We start from the raw sequence: 25,922 nt of genomic DNA on the forward strand, positions 1-25,922 counted from the left end.
ATAAGGTTATTACTACTATGATAAAAGCAATCATTGGAAAAATCATTGGCACTAGAAACGATCGCTGGATCAAACAATACAAAAAACAAGTCCTAGTTATCAACGCCTTAGAGCCTACTTATGAAAAAATGAGCGATGTTGAGCTGCAAAACGCTTTTGAAGAGTTAAAAAAACGAGTGCGATCCACAGAAAAAGATTTGCAAGAAAAAACCCTTTTAGAAGTCTTACCAGAAAGTTTTGCAATCACCAGAGAAGCGAGCAAAAGGATCTTAAAGATGCACCATTTTGATGTGCAACTCATTGGGGGCATGGTCTTAAACGATGGCAAAATCGCTGAAATGAAAACCGGCGAGGGCAAGACTTTAGTCGCTACTTTAGCGGTGGCTTTGAACGCTTTAAAGGGCGAGAGCGTGTATGTGGTAACCGTTAATGATTACCTAGCGCATAGGGATTCTAAAGAAATGGAGCCGTTGTATCATTTCTTAGGTTATAGCGTAGGCACGATTACCGCAAGCGTGCGAGATGATGATGAACGATTGGAAATTTATTCTAAAGACATTGTTTATGGCACTAATAATGAATTTGGCTTTGATTATCTAAGGGATAACATGAAATATTCCTTAGAGCATAAGGTGCAAAAATCCCATGCGTTCGCTATTGTTGATGAAGTGGATTCCATTTTAATTGATGAAGCCAGAACCCCTTTAATCATTTCAGGGCCTGTGGATAGGCGCATGGAAAATTACAACAAGGCTGATGAAGTCGCTAAAAGCATGCAAGTGGAAACAGATTTCACCATAGATGAAAAAAACCGCGCGATTTTAATCACTGAAGAGGGGATTAAAAAGGCCGAAAATCTCTTTGGCGTGGATAATTTATACAAGATTGAAAACGCCGCCTTATCGCACCATTTAGACCAGGCTTTGAAAGCGAATTACCTCTTTTTTATTGATAAAGATTATATTGTAGCCAACAATGAAGTGGTGATTGTAGATGAATTTACCGGCCGCTTGTCTGAGGGGAGGCGCTTTAGTGAGGGCTTGCATCAGGCTTTAGAGGCTAAAGAGGGCGTGAGCATTAAAGAAGAGAGCCAAACCTTAGCCGATATTACTTTCCAAAATTATTTCAGGATGTTTTCTAAACTCGCTGGCATGACAGGCACGGCTCAAACCGAAGCCACAGAATTTTTAGAAATCTATAATTTAGAAGTGGTGTCTATCCCCACTAATCTAGCGATCAAGCGCAAAGATTTGAACGATTTGATCTATAAGAGTGAAAAAGAAAAATTTGACGCCGTGATCCTTAAGATTAAAGAATTATACGATAAGGGTCAGCCCGTTTTAGTCGGCACAGCAAGTATTGAAAAGAGTGAAACCTTGCACGCTTTACTCAAAAAAGAACGCATCCCTCACACCGTTTTAAACGCCAAGCAGCACACCAAAGAAGCTGAAATCATCAAAGACGCCGGGCTTAAAGGAGCGGTTACGATTGCAACTAACATGGCAGGCAGGGGCGTTGATATTAAACTCACTGATGAAATTAAAGAGCTTGGGGGGCTGTATATTATTGGCACTGAAAGGCATGAGAGCCGTAGGATTGACAACCAATTAAGGGGGCGAAGCGGGCGCCAAGGCGATCCGGGGACAAGCCAATTTTATTTGAGCTTAGAAGACAATCTGTTACGCATTTTTGGAAGCGATAGGATTAAGGGGGTGATGGAAAAATTAGGGCTTAAAGACGGCGAACACATTGAATCAAAGCTTGTTACAAGAGCGGTGGAAAACGCGCAAAAAAAAGTGGAGAACTTGCATTTTGAAAGCCGTAAGCATTTGTTAGAATACGATGATGTGGCTAATGAGCAACGAAAAAGCGTGTATAAATTTAGAGATGAGTTATTAGATGCCAATTACGATATTGGCACTAAAATCGCTGAAAACAGAGAATACGCACTCCATCAAATCTTTTCCAAACTCAAAGCCTTTGACCATCAAAACCTGTCTAAAGAGGAACTTTTAGGGCTTAAAAACATCTTAAAAGAAGATTTTAACGCTCATGTTGAATTAGAAGATTTAGAAAAAGCCTCTCCTATTGAAAATTTTGTCGCAGAAAAATTAAAAAGCGATTATGAAAACAAAATGAAAGTTTTAGATAGCGAACAAAGAAGCCGGATTGAGCGCATCGTGTATTTGCAGATTTTAGACAACGCATGGCGAGAGCACCTTTATACGATGGATAACCTCAAAACCGGTATTAATTTGAGAGGCTATAACCAAAAAGACCCTCTTGTAGAATATAAAAAAGAGAGTTACAACCTTTTCTTAGAACTCATTGAAGACATTAAAATGGAAGCGATCAAAACCTTTTCTAAGATCCAGTTTGAAAATGAGCAAGATTCTAGCGATGCGGAGCGTTATTTGGATAACTTTAGCGAAGAAAGAGAGCATGAGAGCGTAACTTACCGCCATGAAGAAGCCTTAGATGAAGATTTGAATGTGGCCATGAAAGCTTTCGCTAAAACCCCTAAAAGGAACGAGCCTTGCCCTTGTGGGAGCGGCAAAAAATACAAAGATTGTTGCGCTAAAAGCGGTCCTAAAAAGGGCTTATTTGCCAAATAGATCGTTGATTTTTTTCCTTATCAAGCGTTATTTGCGTTTTGATAAAAGCCAGCCATTTATTAGCATCACCGCTTTGTTGGCTTTCTTTGGCGTGGCGGTTGGCGTGATGGTTTTAATTGTGGCTATGGCGATCATGAACGGCATGAGTAAGGAATTTGAAAAAAAGCTTTTTGTGATGAACTACCCCTTAACGCTCTATACCACAAGCCCTTATGGGATCAGCGAAGAAGTGGTTCAAGCTTTAGAAAAAAAGTTCCCCAATTTGCTTTTTAGCCCCTATTTGCAAACTCAAAGCCTGATTAAAAGCGCGCATTCCATGAATGGTGGCGTGGTGTTTGGGGTTGATTTTTCTAAAGAAAGGCGCATCAATGAAGTTTTAAACGACGCTTTAAAAAATACCAATGAAAACGATCTTTTTAAAAACCCTTTTAATTTGATCGTGGGGAAAAGCTTGAGATACAGCTTGAATTTAGATCTCAATCAAAAAGCCGATTTGTTTTTCACCGAATTAGAGCCAACCGGTCTCACGCTCTCCCCTATTATGAAGCGTTTTACCATAAAAGGCGATTTTGATTCAGGGCTAAAATCTTATGACATGAGCTACATGTATACTAGCCTTCAAGCCATAAGCGCGATCAGGAGATTGCCCTTAGGGCTTTATGATGGGGTGCATGTCTATTCTAAAGAGCCCATGAAAGATATTGAAAATTTACGCAACGCTTTAAAAACCATCAACCACCATGGCATAGGCATTGAAGGGTGGTGGCAACAAAACGGGAATTTTTTCTCGGCTATGGAATTAGAAAAAAGAGCGTTATTCATTGTGCTCATGCTCATTATTTTAATGGCGTCTTTGAATATCATCAGCTCGCTTTTAATGGTGGTGATGAACAGGCGTAAAGAAATCGCCCTACTCTTTAGCATGGGGAGCAGCCAAAAAGAAATCCAAAAAACCTTTTTTTATTTGGGTAATATCATTGGTTTAGGCGGTGTGGCGCTTGGGGTGGTTTTAGCGTTTTTAAGCATGTATCTTTTAAGCGTGTTCCCTATCATCTCGCTCCCAGCAGATGTTTATGGCATTAACACCTTGCCTTTGGATCTGTCTTTAATGGATTTTATGCTCACTCTAATAGGTTCTATCATTATCGTAGGGCTTTCTTCTTATTACCCATCTAAAAAAGCTTCTCATATTGATGCTTTAAGCGTGTTAAGGAATGAATAAATTAAAAAATTAAATAATATTGAGATTAAATAAGGCTTTGAGTGTCTGTATTTGACTGACAAAGAAAAATTTTATCCTCAAAATTAAAAAAAACAATAATATTATGCTAGTATTAAAGAACGACTTAGTTAAGAATTAACTTTGCAAGTCGGACTTCGTAGAAAAAAGGACGAAAGATGAACAGACTGATTAGATGTTTAAGATCTGTAAGAAAAAATTTTCTTTAAAATGGTGTTGGCTTACTCTATTTAGATTTTTTTGTTTATACTAAGGGTTAAACATGAACTATAAAGTTGCATCTGCTAAAAATATCGCAACGCTTCTTTTTTTATTCTCTTCTCAAAGTCAAGCTTTTGATTTGGGCAAAATCGCTAAAATTAAAGCGGGTGCTGAAAGTTTCTCTAAAATCGGTTTCAATAACAAACCTATCAACACCAATAAAGGGCTTTACCCTACCGAAACCTTTATGACGGTTATGGCTTACATGCAAGTAGATTTTACGGAACTCTTGCCCAAAAGCGCTACGGCTAACGGGCATCATTTAGACGGGAGTCTTGGGGGTTGGGGGGGTGCTGTAATTTATGATACCACTAAGGATTTCATTAACGAAGTTACAGGAAAACCCTATGGGGCTATGGCTTGGAACTATGTGGGCTATTGGGGCGGTCTTGTAGGGCAAAAACCATGGGCTAGTTGTGGGTTAGCCACGGGGAATTTGACCCAAGGCCAATACGATAAGATGACTCAAGCCCAAATGACACAATTGTCTGATCAAGAAGCTTTAGAGGCTTCCACTTGCGCAAAAACTTATGCCGATCACACCAGAAACTATGTGATTTATAACGCTTACTTGCGTTACAACTACAAAGATATTTTTGAAATTAGGGGCGGAAGATACGAATCCCCAGCGGATTATATGAGTGGTTACAACCAAGGCTTGGACATGACCTTAAACTTAGGGAATTTCAAATTCTGGTGGTTTAGCTCTTTTGGTCGTGGTTTTGCCTATAATGAGTGGCTTTATAATTTCTATTCGCCTAAAACCTACACTCTCAAAAACGGGCAAACCATAAACCCTGGGGTGCATGCCTTTTATATCATTTGGAATTACAAGGGTTGGAGCATTCAGCCTTTTGTCTATTTTTCACCCTTTAACGAATACGACCCTAACTTTACGATCACTTATGATAGTAACCCCACTTTTACCGGATTAGGGTTTCGCTCTCAAACAGATGTTACCGTGCTCAATCCTTTTTATGCTAAAAGGTTTTGGGACACCTATCAATTTGGCATGCCGGCCGGTAAGAATGCGCACAGCTTGATGATCAAACAAAAGTTTGAATGGAATGAATACAATTTTGGTTTTGGGATTTATAAATCCTTTGGGAACGCCAACTGGATGATAGGCTACCATGGTAACCGCTTAGGCTTTGACTTTTGGACGAACACCGTTTATGCAAACACCCTTAACTCTTTGTCTTACATGATGGATGCGAACGCTTTTACCGTGTTTGCCTTTGGCGGTGGGGTGCATAGGAAATTCCTTTGGGGCTTATTGGGGCGTTTGACTTATGGGCCTAGGGCGAACGAACAAGTCCTATCGCTCAACTTGGGCTACAAATTCACTAAAAATTTCTCGGCCGACATTAAGTTTGAATATTATAATATGTTGATGCATCAAGGCTATAAAATGGGGTGGAACGGGCCAAAATTGGACAGCCAGCCTGCCACCGATCAAGACAGGAGCCATATTTTCACCGAGATAGTGTGGAAGCTTTAAGCCCTCTTTAAATAACAACCCTTTAAGGGGTTGTTAAACGCCTAGCGATAAATCAGCCATTAAAAAAACGCTTTATCGCCTATTTTAAGCCTTGTTTTTGTAAAAGCGCCATAAACGCCCTTTCTAGCTCTGCTTCGCTCTCATAAGCGCTTTTTTTCTCATTATCGCTATGATACTCGGCTATCACGGTGCTTTCATTGCTTTCTGCGATAATCTCATAATTCATGCTTTATGCCTTGAGTGGTTTGAAGGTTAATAGTTTTTCTCTGTAATATTCGTATTGCTTTTTCCTGGCTTCTATTTCAGCCGGGATACCGGCTAATAAATCAGTGGTTAGGGCTGAGAATTGATCCAAAATCTTAACGATCTCTTGCTGGATTTCTAGGGGTGGGATGGGGAACTTATATTTTTTAAAAGCAGTCATATCCACAGAAGCAAAACCTGAAACATTAGTGTTTTTTTTGCACCATTCCCCTAAAAGAAAACATTGATAAAAAAAGAATTTCATGTCTAAAGCAATACCACAATTCGCTTTTTTGCTTAAAAAAGTGAATCGTTGATTCGCTAACGAATCAACGATTAAAAGGGCATGTTCGCCTATGGTTGCTGTTGTAGAAATAATAATAGAATTTTTAGGGAATAATTTCTTACCCTTTAAAGCCTTTGGGGTAATGTGTTGGATAGAGTCTTTTAAAATCCTCCCATTTTCTCTAATGTCCTCCATTCTAAACCAAGGGATAGTCCCTTTTTCCCAAAATTCAGGATTGTTTTTTGATGGGGTGTAACCATTTTTAATTTCAAAAACCTCTTCAAGCGTTTTAAACTCCACCCCCTTAGGCGCTAAAGTTTGGAGTAAGCGCTCTATTTTATGCATTTTGCCCTTCTTCTAAATGGCTGATGATAAGATCATTAAGCCCTCATCGCGCGCATGGAGTTGGCTAAGGCTAAAAGCGTAACCCCCACATCGCCAAAGACCGCTTCCCACAAGCTCGCTACCCCCATAAGCCCTAGCACGATAAAAACCGCTTTAATCCCCAAAGCGAACAAGATATTTTGCCAAATAATGCTTTTAGTTTTTTTAGCGATCGCTAAAACTTTCACTAACGAATTTAACGAGTCGTTAGTGATCACAATGTCTGCGCTTTGCTTGCTCAATTCTGAGCCTTTCCCCATGCCTATCCCCACATCAGCGCTCGCTAGAGTCGGAGCGTCATTGATGCCATCGCCTACAAAAATCGCCGGGGCTTTATAGCGTTCTTTAAAAGTTTTAAACACGCTCGTTTTTTCTTCAGGCAACAAGCTCGCATAATATTCACAGCCTAGAGTTTGAGCGATGCTCTCAGTCGCGCTTTTTCTGTCCCCGCTCAAAATGCAAAAATTTTCTATCCCTTGCGCTTTTAAATCCCTTAAGCACTCTATGGCGTCATCTTTAATCTCATCGCTAATGACGATATAGCCCACATAAGCCTGATTGAAAGCCACATGCACGATCGTGCCGTTTTCTTTGGAAGGGCTGTGCGCGATATTGAATTGATCGAGCATTTTTTCATTCCCTGCGATGATTAGATCCGTATGGCATTGCGCTTTAACCCCCATTCCGCTCACTTCTTCGTAATTCTTAATGTCATGCTGGTGCTTATCGTCCTTTAACATTTCTTCGCATGCTTTTTGAATGGATAAAGCGATAGGGTGCGTGGATAAGAGCTGCGAACAAGAAGCGTAATGCAAAACTTCTTCTTTAGAATGCCCGTTTTGCGGCACAATATCTGTTACTTTAAAAACGCCTTTAGTCAAAGTGCCGGTTTTATCAAAAGCGATGCTTTTAGCTTGGGTAAGCACCTCTAAAACATGCACGCCTTTCATTAAAATGCCCTTTCGGCTCGCCGCTCCCACGCCTCCAAAATACCCTAAAGGCACAGAAATCACTAACGCGCAAGGGCAGCTCACCATTAAAGCCACAAGCCCCCTATAAATCCACTCATCAAAGCTCCCCATAGAAAACAAGGGCGGTAATACAGCGATCATTAAAGCAATGAATAAAACGCTTGGGGTGTAGTAGCGTGAAAATTTAGTGATAAATTTCTCGGTTTCGCTCTTTTCATTCGTGGCTTGTTGGACTAAATCCACCACTTTAGCGATAGAAGAATCTTTATACATTTTTTCCACTTGAATTTCAAGGACCGCTTTTAAATTCAAGCTCCCCCCTAAAACTTTAGAATGCTCGCTGACATTAACAGGCATAGACTCCCCACTCAACGCCCTTTCATCTAGCAAACTTTCGCCCTTAACTACCACGCCATCCACAGGCACTTTTTCGCCGACTTTTACCACCACAATGTCATTGACTCTTAAATCTTCAGGCGCAACGCTCACTAATGCATCGCCCTTTTTCAAATAAGCCAGATTAGGAGCGACATCCACTAAAGCCTTAAGGGATTTTTTAGAGCGAGAGATAGCGAGTTTTTGCAAAAATTCGCCCGCTGAATAAAACACCATAATAGACACGCTCTCTTCATAAGCCCCCACGCAAAAAGCCGCAATAGTCGCAATGAGCATCAAAGCGTTTTCATCAAAAAATTGCCCTTTTCTAAGCCCACGAAACGCCCCTAAAATCACATCTTTACCGCTTATAAGATACACTAAAGCCAACACAAAAAACATAGCCTTTTCAATAAAAGCGTTAGGCTCAAGGTGTAAGATTAAAATCGCGCCCAAAAAGACAATGATTGTAATAATGAGTGGCGTAAAACTCAAGGGCTTTTCTGCAGTCTCTTTAAAAGACAGGCTCAAATGCGGTTCATTCTGCTTGATGAAAGCCTTAACTTTTTCAAAATCACTCGTGTCCAAAAACAACTTACTGGTGCTGAAATTGATTTGAGCTTTTTTCACGCAATCTAGTTTGTTTAAATCCCTTTCTAATTTAGACGCGCAATCAGGGCAATCCAAATTATGAATATGGTATTCTTGCATTTTCTCTCCCTTATAAAAATCCTTTTAAGAAATCTTTCTAAAACTCAGCGCTTTAAGCATGTGAGATTTTTCTATATTCTCGCAAGCGTTTAAATCCGCAATCGTCCTAGCGACTTTTTTGACCTTATTAACAGAGCGCATGGACAGATTAAACCTTTCAACCGCCTGCTCTAACAACTTTTGCGCTTCAGCGTTTAAAGGGCAAAATCGTTCTATCTGCTCTTCATTAAGCTTACCATTAAAAGCGCTCTGTTTCCTTAATTTTTGCTGTTTGAAAGCTAGTAATACCCATTGATGCATCTCTTTTGAAGTCCAAGAATGCGACGGCGTGTCCTTATAATTCCCCTCTTCCATTTGCACAAACAAATCAATCCTGTCCAAAAAAGGCTCGCTCAAGCGGTTTTTATACTGCGTGATTTCTCTATCTTGGCAACGGCATGCTTTGGTTATACTGAGTAAGTTCCCGCACAAGCAAGGGTTTTGAGCCCCCACAAATAAAAAAGAGGTTTCGTATTCAATTTTGCTATGCACTCTTGAGATCACCAATTTATTATTTTCTAAAGGCTCTCTTAAAGCTTCCAAAATATCCTTTTTAAAATGAGGCAATTCATCAAAAAAAAGCATGCCGTTATGCGCTAATGCGATTTCGCCAGGTTTTGGCTCTTTTAGAGAGCTTGAGCCTAAAATACTGGATTTTGAAGCGCTTTGGTGAGGGTTTCTAAAACTCCTTAAGGGGTAGTAGGCGCTGTCTTGCTCGCTTAAAATGCGTAATTTTGTCGCTTCTAGGATTTCATTCAGGCTCAATGGAGGCAAGATATAACGCATGCGATTAATAATCATGCTTTTCCCACACCCTGGACTTCCCTCTAAAATCAAGTTATGAAACCCAGCGCTAGCGATCAAAGCGGCTTCTTTAGCGACAGCTTGCCCCTTAACTTCTTTAAAATCTAAGGCATAGGCGTCTGAAAAATAATACTCTTTATCGTTCAATTCTATCGTTTTAAAGGGTAGTTTTTTCGTGTGGGTGTCTGCTTTGATTTCAGGATTTTGCAAGATTTCTAAAGCTTCTTTAAAATGCTCCACAAAAAAGCATTGCAAATTAGGGATGAGCGAAAAAAGCTCTTCATTAGCCTTAGGCGCAATGACTTTAGCATGGGGGTGTTTAATGGCAATGTCTAAAAGCATGGGGAAAATGTTAGGATTGGGTTTGATCTTGCCATCAAGCCCTAACTCCCCAAAAGCAAACCACTCTTTAAAAGCCAACTCTTGTTTTTGCAAAGCGATTAAAAGAGCGATAGGCAAATCAAAATGGCTCCCAGATTTAGGCAAATCTGAAGGGGAAAGGTTGATGGTGATTTTTAAAGGCGGGAAAGTGAAATCGTTATTTTGCAAAGCCGATTGGACCCGCTGTCTGGCTTCTTGGATAGAGCTATTAGCCAAGCCTGAAATCACAAACGCCGGCAAAGCCCTTGTGAAAGTCGCCTCCACAGCCACGATTTCTGCCACCCCCCTTTGCATGGTTGCACAAAATATCGTGTTGATCATGGTTAGGACTTGTTTTTGGGATTTTTATTTAATTCTTTTAATTCTTTTTCAAATTTCTTACGCTTCAAAATGGATAATTTATCCACGAATAACACGCCATTGAGGTGATCTATTTCATGCTGAATGGCTACCGCTAAAAGCTCACTCGCTTCTAAAATTTTCACTTCAGCGAAGCGGTTTTGGTATTCTATCTTAACCTTTTCAAAACGCTCCACCTCTTCATAAAATCCCGGCACAGACAAGCACCCCTCCTTATACATTATTGTCCCTTTAGTTTCTATAAACTTAGGGTTAATGATTTCTAAGCAGTCTTCTTTGTGTTGCACGCCGTCTTCTCGTGGGAGATTGATAATGAGCATTCTTAAAGGCAAGCCCACTTGAATAGCGGCTAACCCTATCCCCTCACTAGCGATCATGGTTTCACGCATGTCATCTAGCTGTTGGTGGAGTTTTGCCTCAAAAGAAACGACCTCTTTAGAAATCGTTCTTAAGATTTTAGAAGGGTAATGGATAATCTCTAATAACGCCATGCAATCACTTCACATTTTTCTGTAACACTTTATCAATCAAGCCATACTCTTTAGCTTCTTTAGCGCTCATATAAAAATCCCTGTCCGTGTCTTTAGCGATTTGCTCCAAACTCTGCCCTGAGTTTTGAGCTAGAATAGAATTCATCAAACCTTTAAGCCTGAGAATCTCATTAGAAATGATTTCAATATCGCTCGCTTGCCCTTGAGCCCCCCCTAAAGGCTGGTGGATCATAATCCTTGAATGGGGTAGTGAAAAGCGCTTGCCCTTAGCCCCACAGCTCAGCAAAAACGCCCCCATAGAAGCCGCTTGACCGATGCAAATCGTGGAAACATCAGGGCGGATAAAATTCATGGTGTCATAAATGCTAAGACCGCTTGTTATCACCCCACCGGGAGAATTGATATACAAGCCAATGTCTTTTTCAGGGTCTTCAGCTTCCAAAAACAAGAGTTGGGCCACGATAGAAGACGCCACGCTATCATTGATCTCACCGCTCAATAAAACAATGCGATCCTTTAAAAGGCGCGAGTAAATATCATAGCTGCGCTCCCCACGATCGGTATTCTCTATTACATAAGGAATGTATCCCATCATCTCTCCTTTTTTTAGCCGTTTAACCCACTTGAGTTTTTTGAGCGTTGAGCCTCATTTTCTCTAAAATTTCTTGTTGCTCTTTAGGCAGGTTTTTATCCAACAAATAAGTCAGCACCCTATCTTCAATCATCGCCATTTTCACCGCCGCTAACATGTTATTTTTGCGGTATTGTTCAATGAGATTTTCTGGGTTTTGCCCTGTCATCATCGCTTCATAATACAAAGTTTGAAAGACTTCATTGTCATGCACGCCAATTTTTTCTTCTTTTGCTAAAGCGTCAATGATAAAAGTGATTTTCACGCTTTTTGTCGCATCATTCCTAAAGCTTTCACGCTTTTCTTTGGCTTTTTCTTGACTTTCTTGTAAGGATTTGACTTCCTCAGCTTGCATGGAATAAAGATCGTTCCTGAACAACAAATCCATTTCTTGCTCTATGATCGTTTTAGGCAAATCAAAAACAATCTTTTCGTCTAAATTTTCAATCAATTTTTCTTTCAACTCTTCATTATAGAGCCTGGCTTTATTTTCTAAGAACAACTGCCCCTCAACCCTTTCTTTTAAAAGCTTTAAAGTCGCATTCTCTTCATTAGCCAGCACGATTTTAGCGAGTTCGTCATTGATTTCTAACACTTCACGCGCTTGAATCTGGCGTAATTTCACTTTAAAAAGGGCTTCTTTGCCGGCTAAATGCTCTGCGTGGTATTCGCTAGGGAAAGTCAAAGGGAATTCTTTTTCTTCACCCGCTTGCATGCCTAAAAGAGCCTTTTCAAAATCTTCTAGCATTTGCTTACTGCCTAAAATCAAACTGAAATTCTCAGCCTTGCCCCCTTCAAAAGGCGCATTATCTATAAAGCCTTCAAAATCAATCGTTAATTTATAGTCGTTTTGAGCTTTTCTTTGAGCATCAGTATCCACAAATTTCGCATAGTCTTTAGCGAGCTGTTTCAAACGCTCATCAATTTTTTCTTCATTGGGGATTTCCACTCCCACGCTAGGCACGCACTCTTTGATCTTGTCTAAAACAATCGTGGGTTTTAAGCCAATGTTGGCTTCTATTTCAAAATGCGTGTCTTTTTTTTCAAATTTAGTGAGGTTGGGGCTGCCGATTAGATCCTTATTTTCAATCCCTAATTCCTTAAAAGCGTTTTTTAAAACCTCTTGAATCATTTCTTCTTGAGCGTCTTGTTCAATTTGGGCTCGATAACGGGTTTTCACTAAATTAAGGGGGACTTTACCTCTTCTAAAGCCATCAATTTTAACTTTTTGGGCGATTTTTTGAGCGATTTTATCATAACGCTTTTCTAAATTTTCAACGGAAGGTTTAGCGCTCAAACGGGCGTTAGCGGTGTCAATCTTTTTCACTTCAAGATTCATTTTTTTCCTTAAATGGTTAAAAAATTAAATTTTTGCATCATTATAGCTTAATTTGTTTTAATTCTGGTTTATAAAAAGCGGTTTTAATTCTAGTTTTCAAAAATTTAAAAAACTAAAAGTCATAAGTTGAAGTGAGATAGACAGAAATATTGCGCCTGAAATGAAGGGTGTATAAAGGGGTTTTAAAATAATCATTGGTTAAAAAGGGGATGCGCGCACCAAATTCTATCGCCCAATTCTTATACCTTGAAAAGCGGTAACGATACCCCACATTCAGCATCACTTGAAACATGTAAGGGTGATAAACGCTTGAAGGATCTTTAGCCCACTTTTTAAAAATCTTTGTTTCATAAAACCAGGTTTCTCCCACGAGATTCATCCCTAAAATCAGCGTTCCAAAAGCGCGTTTGTATAAAAAGTCAGCTCCCACGCCATAAAAAATAGCGTTGATAAAAGTCTCTTTTCTTTGCAATTTTTCCCTATAGCTTTTAGGGATTTGCGAACTCTCCCTCAAACTATCGCCCAATACGCCTTTATTTTTAAGAAAAAAACCATAGGCATAATCCAAAGAAATATAAAAACGGAAACCATAGCGCTCTTTTTTAGGAAAAAATTGTTTATAGCCATAAATCAAACTGACTTCAGCAAAAGGAATGTCTCGGTATTTTGAATGGTTTTCAAATTTTTCCCTACTCTGTAGCCATGACATTTGCACCACGCTTGTGCCATAATAATGGGAACTTTTGTCTGTGTTAAAAAGTTTTTTCTTGGGCTTTTTAGGCTCAGCAAAACATGGAGAATGGGTCTTGCTCCTTAAACACTTCTTTGCTAAAAACCGCTGGTATCCTAGATCTTCTTCTTTGATGATGGTGTAAGTAACCAGATCATCAGATCTTAAATACACGCTCAAAAAGAACGCTAAAAACCCCTTTTTAAGCAGTTTGTTCAAGCGTTCTCTTGTGCGTTATTTGTTTTTATCGGTTTCTCTTGTTTTTCAATTCCTTGGCGTCTTTTTGATAAGATTCTAAATTCTTTTGAGTGAGTTTTTTGTCTATTTCTTGCATGATATTTGCAAAAATCTTGTTCAAAGCGCTCTTGATCGCATCATTAGAATTATCCGTTCCCTTAACCATAGTGCTAACTAACCCCCCGCTATGGCTTGAATGGGTGGTTTTTAAGAATTTTTCTTGGATGTCCAACTCGCTCAAATCCATCGTAAAAGAATCTAAAGATTCCCCACTCATAGGCTCTAGTATAATAACCTTGATAAACCCAGCTGGGATTAAAACCCCTTCCATTTTATCCAAACCAGTGGAGAATAATAACCCGGGTTCTGATTTTTTCTGTGTGGTTCTTTTAGGATCGGGGCGTAAAACAATTTCGCCACTCATAGCGACGGCCAAATACCCTTCTTTTTTTTGCACAAAAGAAAGATCGTCTTTATCGCTGCTATCTACATTAATAACCTTATAGCCCTGATTTTGCAAAATCTGTTCAACCTTGAGCGCGGTTTGATTCTTGAATTTGTTTTCATACTCTTTAGCAATATTATCGCTGTATTGAAAAGCTGGCTTTAAAAGTAAAATCTTTTCATCTAACGCTTGAACTTTCTCGCTAGCTGGATGGTAATTCAATTTCAAAGCGACTTCATTGGTTTCAATAATATGCGGACTGCATCCCACTAACAAAGCCACCACGCTCGCGCCTAAAAGGCATTTTTTCCATGCAAAATCTTTAAAATGATTATTTGCTTTCATCGTTCTATCCTTGATTGTAATATTTTAGACTTCTATAACAACAAACCCGAAGCAACCAACACGCTTTTGTTGTCAAAATGTTATTTTACCCTAACATCTTTAGATTATCAGTCTTTTTCTATTTTTTAGCGTTATAATCCCCACTTTTGCCTCCACTTTTATGCTCCAACATCACACCGCTAATGGTCATGCTCTTATCAATGGCTTTCACCATGTCATAAATGGTTAAAAGCCCTATGCTCACGCTCATTAGCGCTTCCATTTCTACGCCCGTTTTAGCTTGAGTTTTGACTCTCGCATAGAGTTTAAAACTATGAGTTTCTTTTTCTTCTAAAATATCAATATCCACCCCATTGAGCATGATTGAATGGCACATGGGAATGAGCTCGCTTGTCTTTTTAGCCCCCATAATCCCAGCAATAATGGCAGTCTGTAACACCGGACCCTTTTTGACGCAATGATTAACAATAGCATCATAAGCCTCTTTATTCATGCTGATGCGACCGCTTGCTAAAGCGATTCTTTCAGTGGTTTGCTTATCCCCTATATCTACCATTTTAGGCTGATTTTCTTCATTCAAATGAGTGAGCGGCATTTTTTACCTTATTGTTTGGGGCGAAACGCTTGAATGTTTTTTTTCATTCACTTGCATATAATTTCCTAAAATCAAATCCACGCAATAAGGAATCGCTGGAAAAACCGCTTCTAAGCATTCTCTAATGCTTTTTGGCTTACCAGGGAGATTGATAATCAAACTCTTATTCCTAATACCAGCGCTCTGGCGCGATAGAATCGCTGTGGGCACATATTTTAAACTAGTCATTCGCATAAGCTCTCCAAAACCAGGAAACATTTTTGGCACACTTTTTCTGTGGCTTCTGGGGTTATATCTCTTAAAGCAGGGCCTGTGCCTCCTGTGGTAACGACTAGATCGCATTGGTATTCATCGCACATTTTAATCAGCGATTTTTCAATTAAATCCCTTTCATCAGCGACAATTTCATAATGAAATTCTAAAGGATTGAGCAGATATTCGCTCAACACTTCTTGGATCGCCTTACCGCTTAAATCTTCATAAATCCCTTTTGACGCTCTATCGCTCGCGCTCAAAACGCCTATATGAATCGTTTGCATTTGAACTCCTTTTTAAGCTAAAAGCCCACTCCCTTTTAAAAGGTGGCTTCTTTCTTTAGCGTAGATGCGTTTATTGTGGATTAAATCGTATTTCCAAATAGGAGCGTTATGCTTAAAATCTTCAATAAAATCTTGGTATAGTTCTAAGGCATTTTTTCTGTTCTTTCCCATTAAAACGCATAAAAATGAGCTTTGTCCTATCAAAACATCGCCCAAGCTGTGCACCATTTTTAACACCACGCCCAAATCTTTGGCTTTATGGTGCCATTTTTCAAACCAAGTCTTTAATAGCGCTTCATAAATATCAAAACTCAAGCCTTGAATGTTATCCTCCCCTCTCACAATCCCAACAAACACGCAAAACGCTCCAAAGTTTTTCGCACAAGCTTCCTCTTGGTAGGCTTTTAAAAGCTTGTCAGTGTCTAATGCCCCTTGAATGATTTTTAACACCTAGCCCCCACAAACCGGCGGCAATAAGCTTATTACATCGCCCTCTTTTAAAGGCGTGTTTAAATTGTCTATTAAACGATCATTAAGGGCTATCGCGCAAACGCCCAACCACTCTTTTAAGCCCTCTTTTTCTTGCAAAATCGCTCTTAATTCCTTTAAATCACTCGCTTTGATGAAAAAATTTTCTTCTTTTATGGGTCCAAAAAATCGCACTTCTACCATCATTTACCCTTATATTAAATCTTTAAAAGCATGATTTTAATCTTTTAAAATCTCTTTAAAGCACTCATAATTTTCACAATAAATGCCCCATTTTGAGCTTTTTGACTTCCAAATACCCTTGATTGTGCTCATTAGCGCACACGATCAAGCTCTCTCTTGTTACCTCAGCGTATTTTTCTAAAGCGGCGATTTTTTTAGGGTTATTTGTGAGTAAGCGCATTTTTTTAATATGGTAGTATTCTAAAATTTCACCCGCAACACTATAATCCCTTTCATCGTCTTTAAACCCTATCATTTCATTGGCTTGAATGGTATCATAACCCTTATCTTGCAAAGCGTAGGCATTGACCTTATTAAATAGCCCTATCCCACGCCCTTCTTGGCGCAAATAAATCACTAGCCCCCCTTCTTTAGAAATCCTTTCTAACGCCATTTGCAACGCCCCCCCACAATCGCATTTTTGAGAGCCTAGAGCGTCGCCGGTCAAGCATTCTGAATGCAAACGCACTAAGGGGTTTTGAGAAAAATTAGGGGTGAAAATGACTAAATGATCTTTAGAACCATTAGAACCCTTTTCTCTAAAACATTGGATATAAAACTCCCCAAATTGAGTGGGTAATTTGGCTTGGTTAGAAACTTCTAATCGTTTCAAGGATACTCCTAAAATTAGTTTTAAAACGCGTCTTTTAAAAAAAGGTATTCTATCAAAACTCTTTATAATTTTCTTAAAAAGTTATTGAACGAACAACCCTATCTTTTAAAAACCGCACCGATGAAAATGTTTTTGAAATCGCTTGATGTGGGGTCTCCTTTAAAATTTGTAAGTCAAATTCAAGCCATTGGGGCTTAAATTAGAACGGATTTCATGTTTATTATAAATCCCTAAAGCTTCCCCAAGCCCTAAATCTCTAATGATAAAACCGATAGGATCCATAAGGGCGATAACCAAACGCCCTAAAAATAAAGAGCCAAAAAGCTTGCCTTGGTTGCGTTGGATATAGCGCGTGAGCTGGTAAAACCCTTCCCCTAAAATGGAGCCTAATAAAGGGGTGATCACTAAATCCTGCCAGCTAGGCACTTCCACAAACGCTTCCAAGCCATATTCCCAAAAAAGTGTAGAAGTGATAAAAGAAAAAAACGCTGATGCCATCCAGCTAAACCCAGCCATGCGCGGTTGCATATAATACATAGCCCCAAAATAAGGGTGCAAAATTTCATTGAAAATAAAACTATCATTGTCCAGTTTTGGCCCCATGCGGACATTTTCAAACCAGCTTTTGATCCCAAACTTTTCTCTATCCCAATTCGTTACGCTCTCTGGCATGAGATACAACCCCACAATCCCTATCACCAAAGACACGCCTAAAATCCCAACACTCGTGCCTAAATATTTCCAACGGCTATTTGGGGCATAAGGGATCGTGTTGCTCTTTTTAAATCTCTTTTTAAAGTGTTGCCAAATAAGATTTTTAGGATTTCGCCTGAGCGTTTCTTCTAATTGAATGCTGTTAGCGTTTAAAAAACTACAGCCTAACCCCCAAATAATAACCAAAACCATCCAAATCTTTTGGAATGTTTTTAGGAATATTTTCAATAATATTTTTAGGAATGTTTTTAATGAAATCAGCATAAACTCTATTATTACTTTCATTAGGTTGCAAACTTTATTGCTTGACTTAAAAAGAGCTTATTATACCTTAAAAACATTACAACACATTCAATGAAACTCAACAAGCCTTTAAAGGCTAATCGTTTCTACAAGCTTAAGCCCAAACCCGCTCAAAGCCTTATACTGCCTGTCTTCAGAAGAGCTTAAAAGCCTGAAATCCTTTATTCCCAAATTTTTTAACACTAACGCCCCAATCCCAAAATCTTTAACGATATTGTTTTCTTTAGAATGCGTGTTCATAAAGATCAAATAACCCCCTTCGCGCTTTAAATATTCTAAAGCCTTAAAAAACACTTCAAACGCGCCAGTCGTTAAAAAATCAAAATCCTCTTTGATAGGGTGGAAACGCACTAAAGGGGCTAAATCATTGGTTTTTGTGCCCTTAAACTTAAAAGCGTAATGGTTTTTTTGCTGGTGGTCTAAAAAAGTGTAGCATTGCGTTTGGTGTTTTAAAAATTCCCTTTCTTCTTGACAAAACATTTTCAGCAAACTTTCATTTTCTAAACGATAGCTAATCAAATCAGAAACATAGAGGGTTTTTAGGTTGTGCTTTAGGGCAAAATCACTCAAAAATTTATCCCCTCTCCTCGCCATAGAGCCGTCTTCTTTCATGATTTCACAAATCACGCTCACGGGCTTTAATCCAGCTAATTTGCATAAATCCACGCTCGCTTCAGTATGGCCCGTGCGCGCTAACACGCCTCCATCTTTGGCGATTAAAGGGAAAATATGCCCCGGGCGCACAAAATCGCTAGGCTTGGTGGTGTCTTTACACAATAATTCAATCGTTAAATGCCTTTCAAAAGCAGAAATCCCGGTTTTGGCTTCTTTAGCGTCAATGGAAACCGTGAAAGCGGTCTCATGGTTAGAATCATTCACGCTAACCATAGGGGGCAATTCAAATTTATTCGCTAAATCTTTGGTCAAAGACACACAAATCAACCCCCTAGCATGCGTGGCCATGAAATTGATTTTCTCAGGGGTGGAAAAAATCCCAGCTAAAACCAAATCCCCCTCATTTTCTCTGTCTTCATCATCCATAACAATAAGCATTTCGCCATTTTTATACGCTTCTAAAGCTTCAGTAACTCGTTTTAAAATCATTCTAACTCCCTAGTTTTATTCAATAATATTAAGTGTTATAAAGACAACAAATATAGCATGTTTAATAACGATTATTACTTTATTGCCTTATTTAGATACAAATCGCTAAAGCCTTTAAAATTTTTAGATACAATTTTTTTTATTTTCTCTCACAATGGATTCCACTTATACTAAACACTATTTAGATGGAATCAATCTTTTAGATATGTGCTTAAGCTTATGGGTAAAACTTTCACAATGCACCAGCATGTCTATGAGCCTATTTTTGAAGCACTTAAAGATCATTCTATAGTGAGCGCGAAAGAAATTCAAGATATTTTAAGCGCACACCACAAAAGAAAGGCGGCTTTTAATGAGCTTGTAGATGTGATTGTAAATTTAAAAACGCAAGGCAGTTTGCAGGTGGCTCAAGAAAAAAGCGCTATAGAGCAAGCCAAACACTCTAGCGATCGATTCAACCAAGCCATTATTGAAGAAAACCAATACGCCTATTACTTGAATCGCTTGGTTTCTCCTATCAGCGCAAAAGGGATTTATTTGAATAAAAAACGCGCTTCAAGATTTTGAAAAAGACCTGCCCCGATTGAAAAAATTAGGCGTTATCCCTAAAGAAACTAAAAAATAAATTTTAAGAGGGCTTTTAAGCTCTCGGTGAAAAACTTCAATTGTAATGTTTGCAAAGCCTAATGCTTAGTCTTTCTAATGATTAATTTTTGAGCTATACCTAAAAACTTTATCCAAAATTTTAACCGCGCTTTTATGCAAAGAACGGCCAATCCTAATGTTTAAAGGTAATTTTTTAGGTCTTTGTTTTTCTGTGTTGGAGTTTTGAGTGTTCATTCCATCGCAAGCGATCGCAAATTCTTCTAACACATAGTTTTTGACCCCATGCCAATAATGCCTATCCATCACGCAATCTATGGGCATCACCCATTCTTTCGCGCTGTATTTCAACAATTTTTGTGCGGCTTTTGGGGCTAAAACATACCCTTGAGTGCCAATGCCATCTTTAAAATTTAAGATTTGAGAAACCCCCTTAACAAAAGTCTTTTGTTTAGCCACATTTTCTTCTAAATGCATCAAACGGATATAGCCTAATTCGTTGATGTGCTGGCAACAAAACTCCAGGCTCTCTTTAAAACGCTCTTTTATAATAATATCATCTTCTAAAATACAGATTGCTTCATTGAGCTCTATGCATTTTTGCCACAATGAATAATGGCTCGCATAGCACCCAAGCTCCCCAAACCCCATCCTCTTCCCGCAATGCTTGAGCGCGTAAAAGAAATTTTTTAACGCGCAAGGGAGGTGTTTTTCATTTTTACAAAAAGCCCATAAATCTTCAACCATAAAAGAAGGGTGCAAATGCTCTAAAATCAAGGGGTGTAATTGGGTGGGAGAGATTTTAGAATAGATCGCATCAAAAATTTCATAAGAGATCCCTTGAAGTTTAAGGCTCTCTAAAAGGGGGGTTATATGAGTTTCTTTTAAAGAAAAATTTTGACAGGTTTTTGGGCTTAAATGAATAATAAAAACACGCATGTTAGCCTTAATTCTTAATACAAATAAAATCAATATTAAACAGACTTACATTCTAGCGCAAATTTTAGTAAAATACGCATCATGTTAGATGATATTCCTATTACCATTCAAAAAAGTAAAAAAATCAAAACCCTGAGCTTGAATATCACGCCCTCTTTAGAAGTGATTCTAAAAATGCCTGTTTCTTGCTCTCAAGCTAGAGCGAGCGCTTTTTTAAAAGAACAAGAAGCTTGGCTACAAAAAACCCTTTCAGCCATGCAAGAAAAATACTCCCTTTTACACTCGCAAACCTATCAAAACAAAATCCTCGTGTTTGATGAGGAAAAAAACGCTAACGATTACACCCTAACAGAGCTTAAAAAAATCTTAAAAACTTATTTGGAGCAGCAACTCCCTTTAAGCGCTCAAAAAATGCAAACCTCATACACCCATTTTAGCGTTAGAAACAACGCTAAAGTTTTGGGGAGTTGCTCTTATCATAACCGCTTGAGTTTTGCATTATTATTGGTTTGTACCAAAAAAGAAGCGATTGATTATGTCATCGTCCATGAACTCGCCCACACGATCCACAAAAACCATTCTAAAAATTTCTGGCGTTGCGTGGAAATCTTTTGCCCTAATTACCGCACTCTAAGAGAGCATTTAAAGCAAAGGGTTGTTTTTTATACCCAACTGCTCAAGCAACTACAACCATAAAGATTAAACCTTAAAAATGATAGCTCACATACGCTGTGATGCTCCTAGGAGGCGCAGCTTCTTTCCCGTTAGGGCTAGTGCCTATCCCGCTAAACCAATATTTCATGTTAAAAATGTTATTGATTTGCAAGCTTGCATTAACGCTTTGCTTTTTGCGTTCCCACAAAACGCTAGAAATTTGCAAATTCCACACCCAATAGTACGGCGTCATGCCCGCTGTTTTGGTAGTGATAGCCCCATTTTTAATCGTGGGCGCGTATTGAGTGAAAGGCACGGTGTTTAATACATCTGTATAGGCGCGGCTATAAAAGAAAGAGCTCAACCCGATCGTGGTTTTAGCGTAAGTGTAGCTCGCGTCTAAAATAAACTGGTGCGGGCTGACAAAAGGGAGCTTTTTGCCAAAAATATCTTTTTTAGGCCCTTTAGGATTAGCAGGGTTAGTAACCATCGTGTGGCTTGTGATATTAGCGTCTATGAAAGTGTAAGCCGCATGGAAATTAAGCCCCCTAATAGGCGTGTAATACAATTCCAACTCCACGCCTTGCGACCTCGCATTGACCGGCTCTTGATTATCCCCATAGCGCCCGGTAAAATAGTGATTCGCAAAAATCACAAAATAATTCGCATTAAAACTCACTTGATTGTTAAAATAATATCTTGATCCGCCTTCCATGACATTAAAGATTTGAAAATAATCCGTGCTTGTGCCTACAAAATTACCAATATTGCTGAATTGGGGCGGGATGTAGCTCCTTTGATAATTGAAATAAAACAATAATTCTTTAATGGGTTTATAGCCGATATTCACCGCTGGATTCCATTGGTTATAACGATCTTTGATGGTTTTTCCTGTTTGGCCTTCTTTAAAAGGAGGAGCGTCTTTTTTTTCGTAATTTAAAAAAGTGTATCTCAAGCCCGGCGTGATCGTTAGCATTCCGTTATTGAAATTGATCTCATCGCTGGCATACACAGCGGTATAATTGTTGAAATTATTGAGTGAAGTTCCTGCATCAAACCCACTCCCATTATTAGGCACGCTAGGGTTTTTCCTAGTGGTGGATCGGCGGTATAAATCTTCAGTTAAAAACCGCATTCCCATATTAAAAGTTTGTTTGACTTTACCGGTATTGACGATAAGATTGAGTTTTGGCTCAAAGGCATTCACCACGAAGCGGCGCAAGTTGTCAAAAAATTGCCAACAAGGGCTATTCGTGTCGCTATAAGAATACAGACCGCAATTAGGGTTTTTTGCACTAATTTCCCCCTTTCCTTTAAAGGGTAAAATCTTATTTTGACTGCTCATATACACGCTTTGGTATTGGTTAGAAAACCCAAAATCCCTACTCATGTCATGCGTGAAATAAGTGAATTTAAAATCCCCTCCAACCCCACTATCTGGATCGCCAAAATAGTTTTGATACACGATCCCAAATCGTTTGGCTCGCCCTCCATCTTGATTGTCAGGGCGTTCATTAATGAAGCGGTTATAGGCATAATCTTGCGCGCTCAAAGTGCCTGGATGGTAAGAATTATATTTATAATACTGGTAATAAGCTTTAAAAGTGTTGCTTGGATTGATTTTATAAATCGCATCAAGCAAGTAGTTTTGCACCCCTGTAGGGCTGTTTTGCCTGAAACCTTGCCCGTTGATCCAGTTGGCTTGCGCGCTAATACCTATATGTTTGCCTAGCATTCCAGCCGTTCTCACATAAGTGTTAAACAGCATCTGATTGCCTAAAGTTTGGGCTAAAGGCTTGCCTTTTTCTTTAGGATCTACAAACCCCCCCGTAGATGATCGCCCCCAAAAAGTGATTCTTTCAGCCGCTTGATTTTCCCACTCTTTAGGGATTTCTTTAGTGATGATATTCACCACGCCTCCAAAAGTGTTGGGGCCGTATTGCACGCTCGTGCCCCCCTTAATCACATCAATCCTATCCACTGACTGAAAAGTAACAGGGAAAATCGCCAGTTCAATATTAGAATACGGACCGCCATAAACAGGGATACCATTGACTAAAATCATGTTAGTGTTGCTATGCCCGTTACCGCCTCCACCAAAACCGCGCACCGAAATTTTAGGCAACACGCCTGTGCCTGTAGCGTCTCTGATTTGAATTCCTGGCACATTCTGCAAGGCGTTTTCAATATTCAAATTACCCGTTTTTTTGAGTTGTCTGTTGGAAATCACCGTGCGAGAGCTTGTGGAATCACGCACTTCTTCGCTTTGCCATGAAAGCGGCGCGCTTGAGCTGAATTGTTGCTCGGTGGTTGTCACTTTTTGTAAAGTGTGATGCTGTTCTCTGGCGCCCACAAAAGAATTAAAAGAGAGAAAAGTCAAAGCACCCAATGCTAAAAAGGAAGGGGATTTTATCCTAAAACAATCGCTCATACAATAGCCTTTAATTAATCAAAATTAAACTAAAGGATATTATTAAAATTATCTTAAATTTATCTTAAATTTTGAAGTTTGATTTTATTTATTTTGTTATCCAAACAATTTGAAAAAGGTTTTTTGCGTTTTTTTAAATAGCCACTAAGCGCTTTTTAAAACAGAATATTAGTTTTAGAATGCGTTATTTATCAATTTGACAAAGAAACCATTACGACCGCTATCGCAAAACCAGCGTCATGGCTGATGCTTGCGTTCAAGCTTTGGATGTTGAAATAATCCATTTTTTCTTTAGAAAGAGTGATTAAGGGGGCGTTTTTAGGGCTTTTAGAGATTTTTATATCCAAAAAACTCAATTCCTTGCCAATGCCTACCTGAAGGGCCTTAGAGCAAGCCTCTTTAAGCGCGAAAAACCCAGCGATACTGCTAGATTTATCCTTACATAAAACAATCTCACTTGGCGATAAAAAACGCTCTAAAAACTTCATTTTAAAGCGTTTCACGCACTTTTCTATCCTGGCAATAGAAACAATATCTATGCCAATCATTTAAAATTATTGGATGATAAAATCAGTGAAAAAGACATTTTTAATAAAACCATCAATCAAAAACGAATTCAAATGGCTCTTAATTTCATCTTTAAGCTTGTTTTTGCCTTTATTGGTAACCACTTCTTCCACGCTTTTAGACGACAGAATTTCTATAATCGTGTCTTTAATCGCTGTGTCCTTAACCTTGACTTCATTTAAGAGCTTTTCATTACTCAATTCTAACGAAATAGAAGCCTTAAGGTAGCGTCTGCCATTTTGAGAGACCAGATTCACCGCAAAAGGCGCATCAATCGCATACAAAGGCCCAAGCACCAAATATTGCTGGATATTAGAACCTTCTTTGGCCTCTTGATTTTTGTTTGCCATAGGATTAGCTTGAACTTCTTGGGTGTTTTTAGAAGCGTTTTCTTTAGATTCTTCCTTATTCCCCATAAGCAGCATGATAATCACCCCTACCAATAAAAGCATCACTAACACGCTTCCAATGATGACAAATAAAAGGGCTTTGCTTTTTTTTTGAGGTTGTTGCGCGGTATTTTCTTGTTCTTCTGCCATGCCTATTCCTATTGAAAATAAGTTAAAGTGGTTTTTCCAAATTTTTTCTGTTTGATTATAGCTAAAGTTACAAGACTTTTAGGCATTTCATGCGCGCTTTCATGCTCAAAAACCACTAAAAGATTTTTTGGATTGAAGCGTTTCAATAACATTTCTAAAGCTTGAAAACACTTTTCATAAATCCCTAAAAACCCGCTTGTTTCAAAAGGAGGATCAAAATAAAGGATATTTAAAACGCCATTTTTTAAACACAGAGTGGGCAAAAGCTTGAAAGCGTCATCTAAAAAGGTTTGAATTTCAATTTCCTTTTTCAGGCGGTTTTTAAAAAGGGAAATATTTTCTAAAAGCGTGGCATAAGCGCTTTTATTTTGTTCAAAAAACACCGCGCTTTTAGCCCCCCTACTCAAAGCCTCTAAACCCATAGAAGCGCTGCCTGAAAACACTTCTATAAAATGCGCTCCCTTAATTTCTGCTTGCAAGGTGTTAAAAAATGACTCTCTTACTATCGCTTTTGTGGGGCGCGTGCTAGAAATTTTGGGCAAATTCAAGCCCAATCCCTTACAAGCCCCCCCAATAATCTTAAATTTTTTTACTGGCTGATGATCTGGCATAATTTTTGGGTGTATTCTTCTAGTAATTGCTGGATTTTTTGCTCTTTAGAAAATGGGATTTCTTCGCAAGGTTTTTCGCTCGTCTTTAAAGCGTGATAAAAATTTCTTATATCTTCTTTCACGCTCTGTTTAGTGAAAGGCTTTCTTAAGCGCTCTTCTATAAAGCATAGGGGCTTATTGGTTTCTAGCTTTTCATCATCGCTTAAAACAAAGTCGCAAACTTCCATAGGAGAAAGACAACCGCTCAAATAAAATTCCAAACTCCTTTGGATCAACAAAGACTTGCAAGAAAGAAAAATTTTCAAAAAACCCCTTTTATCCCATCAATAGATTTAAATTGTTTCAAATTATAGCAATTTTTTCTTTTAAGCGCCAATACTAAATAAATTCAAAAATTGTTTCATTTTGTAAAAAAGTTAAAAAGAATGTTAAAAATAAAGATCAAATAACATCGTTTTTTTTTTTTTTTTGTATAATGCTCGGTGAAGGTAAGAGCAAAAGGCGTTTTATATTCCTTCCTTCTTTACTATGAACTTAGCATTTTAATAAACTTTTTCATTAAAATGTCCTGACGCTCTTACCTTTAATTAAGAAAGCGAGTCAGTCTCTT

At 38.7% G+C, this 25,922-nt stretch carries 26 protein-coding genes and 1 pseudogene; 5 read left to right on the top strand and 22 right to left on the bottom strand.

Annotation, left to right across the window (positions count from 1 at the left end):
- Positions 1–17 precede the first annotated feature (17 nt).
- From secA to hofF, 3 genes are all read left to right on the top strand, one after another.
- Positions 18–2,615: a preprotein translocase subunit SecA gene (gene secA / locus P6280_RS05550; RefSeq protein WP_283237220.1), complete on the top strand. Its 2,598-nt coding sequence runs from the start codon at positions 18–20 to the stop codon at positions 2,613–2,615.
- On the top strand, positions 2,605–3,837 hold the full coding sequence (locus P6280_RS05555; RefSeq protein ID WP_283237221.1) for an FtsX-like permease family protein: 1,233 nt from the start codon (positions 2,605–2,607) through the stop codon (positions 3,835–3,837). Before secA ends, P6280_RS05555 begins: the two co-directional genes overlap by 11 nt.
- Before the next feature lie 280 nt (positions 3,838–4,117).
- A complete protein-coding gene (gene hofF / locus P6280_RS05560; RefSeq protein WP_283237222.1) occupies positions 4,118–5,617 on the top strand; it encodes an outer membrane beta-barrel protein HofF in 1,500 nt (499 codons plus the stop codon).
- 79 nt (positions 5,618–5,696) lie between these two features.
- Here hofF and P6280_RS05565 read toward each other — a convergent pair whose 3' ends face one another.
- The 16 genes and pseudogenes from P6280_RS05565 to P6280_RS05640 form a co-directional block, all read right to left on the bottom strand.
- A complete protein-coding gene (locus P6280_RS05565; protein WP_283237223.1) occupies positions 5,697–5,843 on the bottom strand; it encodes a hypothetical protein in 147 nt (48 codons plus the stop codon).
- 3 nt (positions 5,844–5,846) lie between these two features.
- Complete coding sequence (locus P6280_RS05570) at positions 5,847–6,491, bottom strand: restriction endonuclease subunit S (protein WP_283237224.1); 645 nt, start codon at positions 6,489–6,491, stop codon at positions 5,847–5,849.
- 35 nt (positions 6,492–6,526) lie between these two features.
- On the bottom strand, positions 6,527–8,587 hold the full coding sequence (locus P6280_RS05575; RefSeq protein WP_283237225.1) for a heavy metal translocating P-type ATPase: 2,061 nt from the start codon (positions 8,585–8,587) through the stop codon (positions 6,527–6,529).
- A 24-nt stretch (positions 8,588–8,611) separates the two neighbouring features.
- On the bottom strand, positions 8,612–10,132 hold the full coding sequence (locus tag P6280_RS05580; RefSeq protein WP_212884470.1) for a YifB family Mg chelatase-like AAA ATPase: 1,521 nt from the start codon (positions 10,130–10,132) through the stop codon (positions 8,612–8,614).
- A 2-nt stretch (positions 10,133–10,134) separates the two neighbouring features.
- Positions 10,135–10,662 (bottom strand): peptide deformylase, encoded by a 528-nt coding sequence (def, locus tag P6280_RS05585; protein ID WP_245041649.1) that lies wholly within the window; start codon positions 10,660–10,662, stop codon positions 10,135–10,137.
- 4 nt (positions 10,663–10,666) lie between these two features.
- Entirely contained in the window at positions 10,667–11,254 is a 588-nt protein-coding gene (clpP, locus tag P6280_RS05590) for an ATP-dependent Clp endopeptidase proteolytic subunit ClpP (protein ID WP_000540573.1), read from the bottom strand.
- A gap of 22 nt (positions 11,255–11,276) precedes the next feature.
- The gene (tig, locus tag P6280_RS05595; protein WP_283237226.1) at positions 11,277–12,632 is read right to left on the bottom strand and encodes a trigger factor; all 1,356 of its coding nucleotides are present in this window, start codon (positions 12,630–12,632) and stop codon (positions 11,277–11,279) included.
- A 112-nt stretch (positions 12,633–12,744) separates the two neighbouring features.
- A complete protein-coding gene (locus P6280_RS05600) occupies positions 12,745–13,581 on the bottom strand; it encodes an outer membrane protein (RefSeq protein WP_283237227.1) in 837 nt (278 codons plus the stop codon).
- Positions 13,582–13,606: 25 nt separating this feature from the next.
- The gene (hpaA, locus tag P6280_RS05605) at positions 13,607–14,389 is read right to left on the bottom strand and encodes a flagellar sheath lipoprotein HpaA (protein WP_283237228.1); all 783 of its coding nucleotides are present in this window, start codon (positions 14,387–14,389) and stop codon (positions 13,607–13,609) included.
- A 118-nt stretch (positions 14,390–14,507) separates the two neighbouring features.
- Entirely contained in the window at positions 14,508–14,984 is a 477-nt protein-coding gene (gene moaC, locus P6280_RS05610) for a cyclic pyranopterin monophosphate synthase MoaC (RefSeq protein WP_096464660.1), read from the bottom strand.
- A gap of 8 nt (positions 14,985–14,992) precedes the next feature.
- Positions 14,993–15,523 (bottom strand): annotated as a pseudogene (gene mog / locus P6280_RS05615) (molybdopterin adenylyltransferase).
- 12 nt (positions 15,524–15,535) lie between these two features.
- On the bottom strand, positions 15,536–15,973 hold the full coding sequence (locus P6280_RS05620) for a molybdopterin synthase catalytic subunit (RefSeq protein WP_015428890.1): 438 nt from the start codon (positions 15,971–15,973) through the stop codon (positions 15,536–15,538).
- Complete coding sequence (locus P6280_RS05625; protein ID WP_000230595.1) at positions 15,974–16,195, bottom strand: MoaD/ThiS family protein; 222 nt, start codon at positions 16,193–16,195, stop codon at positions 15,974–15,976.
- 73 nt (positions 16,196–16,268) lie between these two features.
- Positions 16,269–16,847: a GTP cyclohydrolase II gene (ribA, locus tag P6280_RS05630; protein WP_000825060.1), complete on the bottom strand. Its 579-nt coding sequence runs from the start codon at positions 16,845–16,847 to the stop codon at positions 16,269–16,271.
- A gap of 159 nt (positions 16,848–17,006) precedes the next feature.
- The gene (locus P6280_RS05635; protein WP_283237229.1) at positions 17,007–17,753 is read right to left on the bottom strand and encodes a DUF3943 domain-containing protein; all 747 of its coding nucleotides are present in this window, start codon (positions 17,751–17,753) and stop codon (positions 17,007–17,009) included.
- Positions 17,754–17,933: 180 nt separating this feature from the next.
- Entirely contained in the window at positions 17,934–18,968 is a 1,035-nt protein-coding gene (locus tag P6280_RS05640; protein WP_120881943.1) for a bifunctional 3,4-dihydroxy-2-butanone 4-phosphate synthase/GTP cyclohydrolase II, read from the bottom strand.
- A 219-nt stretch (positions 18,969–19,187) separates the two neighbouring features.
- On the opposite strand from P6280_RS05640, the gene P6280_RS05645 reads away from it, so the two are divergent.
- Positions 19,188–19,535, top strand: a complete 348-nt coding sequence (locus P6280_RS05645) for a methyltransferase type 11 (RefSeq protein WP_283237230.1) — start codon at positions 19,188–19,190, stop codon at positions 19,533–19,535.
- 132 nt (positions 19,536–19,667) lie between these two features.
- On the opposite strand, the gene P6280_RS05650 is transcribed toward P6280_RS05645, so the two are convergent.
- A complete protein-coding gene (locus P6280_RS05650; protein ID WP_283237231.1) occupies positions 19,668–20,510 on the bottom strand; it encodes a glycosyltransferase family 25 protein in 843 nt (280 codons plus the stop codon).
- Between the two features lie 81 nt (positions 20,511–20,591).
- On the opposite strand from P6280_RS05650, the gene P6280_RS05655 reads away from it, so the two are divergent.
- Complete coding sequence (locus P6280_RS05655; RefSeq protein ID WP_283237232.1) at positions 20,592–21,206, top strand: M48 family metallopeptidase; 615 nt, start codon at positions 20,592–20,594, stop codon at positions 21,204–21,206.
- A gap of 10 nt (positions 21,207–21,216) precedes the next feature.
- On the opposite strand, the gene P6280_RS05660 is transcribed toward P6280_RS05655, so the two are convergent.
- The 5 genes from P6280_RS05660 to P6280_RS05680 all read right to left on the bottom strand — a co-directional run bounded on the left by P6280_RS05660 (position 21,217) and on the right by P6280_RS05680 (position 25,617).
- Positions 21,217–23,595, bottom strand: a complete 2,379-nt coding sequence (locus P6280_RS05660) for a TonB-dependent receptor family protein (RefSeq protein ID WP_283237233.1) — start codon at positions 23,593–23,595, stop codon at positions 21,217–21,219.
- Positions 23,596–23,786: 191 nt separating this feature from the next.
- Positions 23,787–24,143 carry a holo-ACP synthase gene (gene acpS, locus P6280_RS05665; protein ID WP_283237234.1) on the bottom strand — a complete coding sequence of 119 codons (357 nt, stop codon included), beginning with the start codon at positions 24,141–24,143 and terminating at the stop codon, positions 23,787–23,789.
- 6 nt (positions 24,144–24,149) lie between these two features.
- Positions 24,150–24,701: a flagellar basal body-associated protein FliL gene (gene fliL / locus P6280_RS05670; protein WP_000797032.1), complete on the bottom strand. Its 552-nt coding sequence runs from the start codon at positions 24,699–24,701 to the stop codon at positions 24,150–24,152.
- 8 nt (positions 24,702–24,709) lie between these two features.
- A complete protein-coding gene (gene rsmD, locus P6280_RS05675) occupies positions 24,710–25,312 on the bottom strand; it encodes a 16S rRNA (guanine(966)-N(2))-methyltransferase RsmD (RefSeq protein ID WP_283237235.1) in 603 nt (200 codons plus the stop codon).
- Positions 25,291–25,617, bottom strand: coding sequence for a dihydroneopterin aldolase (locus tag P6280_RS05680; RefSeq protein WP_180433001.1), 327 nt, complete (start codon positions 25,615–25,617; stop codon positions 25,291–25,293). Before P6280_RS05680 ends, rsmD begins: the two co-directional genes overlap by 22 nt.
- Between the last annotated feature and the right edge of the window lie 305 nt (positions 25,618–25,922).

The organism is Helicobacter sp. 219-2 (assembly GCF_030053225.1).
Classification (GTDB): domain Bacteria; phylum Campylobacterota; class Campylobacteria; order Campylobacterales; family Helicobacteraceae; genus Helicobacter; species Helicobacter pylori_C.

What these genes read in the sequence shown, in the direction of transcription:
- secA (WP_283237220.1), top strand. Translation starts at nt 18, where the DNA reads ATGATAAAAGCAATCATTGGAAAAATCATTGGCACTAGAAACGATCGC.
- hofF (WP_283237222.1), top strand. Translation starts at nt 4,118, where the DNA reads ATGAACTATAAAGTTGCATCTGCTAAAAATATCGCAACGCTTCTTTTT.
- P6280_RS05565 (WP_283237223.1), bottom strand. Translation starts at nt 5,843, where the DNA reads ATGAATTATGAGATTATCGCAGAAAGCAATGAAAGCACCGTGATAGCC.
- P6280_RS05570 (WP_283237224.1), bottom strand. Translation starts at nt 6,491, where the DNA reads ATGCATAAAATAGAGCGCTTACTCCAAACTTTAGCGCCTAAGGGGGTG.
- P6280_RS05575 (WP_283237225.1), bottom strand. Translation starts at nt 8,587, where the DNA reads ATGCAAGAATACCATATTCATAATTTGGATTGCCCTGATTGCGCGTCT.
- P6280_RS05580 (WP_212884470.1), bottom strand. Translation starts at nt 10,132, where the DNA reads ATGATCAACACGATATTTTGTGCAACCATGCAAAGGGGGGTGGCAGAA.
- def (WP_245041649.1), bottom strand. Translation starts at nt 10,662, where the DNA reads ATGGCGTTATTAGAGATTATCCATTACCCTTCTAAAATCTTAAGAACG.
- clpP (WP_000540573.1), bottom strand. Translation starts at nt 11,254, where the DNA reads ATGGGATACATTCCTTATGTAATAGAGAATACCGATCGTGGGGAGCGC.
- tig (WP_283237226.1), bottom strand. Translation starts at nt 12,632, where the DNA reads ATGAATCTTGAAGTGAAAAAGATTGACACCGCTAACGCCCGTTTGAGC.
- hpaA (WP_283237228.1), bottom strand. Translation starts at nt 14,389, where the DNA reads ATGAAAGCAAATAATCATTTTAAAGATTTTGCATGGAAAAAATGCCTT.
- moaC (WP_096464660.1), bottom strand. Translation starts at nt 14,984, where the DNA reads ATGCCGCTCACTCATTTGAATGAAGAAAATCAGCCTAAAATGGTAGAT.
- P6280_RS05625 (WP_000230595.1), bottom strand. Translation starts at nt 16,195, where the DNA reads ATGGTAGAAGTGCGATTTTTTGGACCCATAAAAGAAGAAAATTTTTTC.
- P6280_RS05635 (WP_283237229.1), bottom strand. Translation starts at nt 17,753, where the DNA reads ATGGTTTTGGTTATTATTTGGGGGTTAGGCTGTAGTTTTTTAAACGCT.
- P6280_RS05640 (WP_120881943.1), bottom strand. Translation starts at nt 18,968, where the DNA reads ATGATTTTAAAACGAGTTACTGAAGCTTTAGAAGCGTATAAAAATGGC.
- P6280_RS05645 (WP_283237230.1), top strand. Translation starts at nt 19,188, where the DNA reads ATGGGTAAAACTTTCACAATGCACCAGCATGTCTATGAGCCTATTTTT.
- P6280_RS05650 (WP_283237231.1), bottom strand. Translation starts at nt 20,510, where the DNA reads ATGCGTGTTTTTATTATTCATTTAAGCCCAAAAACCTGTCAAAATTTT.
- P6280_RS05655 (WP_283237232.1), top strand. Translation starts at nt 20,592, where the DNA reads ATGTTAGATGATATTCCTATTACCATTCAAAAAAGTAAAAAAATCAAA.
- P6280_RS05660 (WP_283237233.1), bottom strand. Translation starts at nt 23,595, where the DNA reads ATGAGCGATTGTTTTAGGATAAAATCCCCTTCCTTTTTAGCATTGGGT.
- acpS (WP_283237234.1), bottom strand. Translation starts at nt 24,143, where the DNA reads ATGATTGGCATAGATATTGTTTCTATTGCCAGGATAGAAAAGTGCGTG.
- fliL (WP_000797032.1), bottom strand. Translation starts at nt 24,701, where the DNA reads ATGGCAGAAGAACAAGAAAATACCGCGCAACAACCTCAAAAAAAAAGC.
- rsmD (WP_283237235.1), bottom strand. Translation starts at nt 25,312, where the DNA reads ATGCCAGATCATCAGCCAGTAAAAAAATTTAAGATTATTGGGGGGGCT.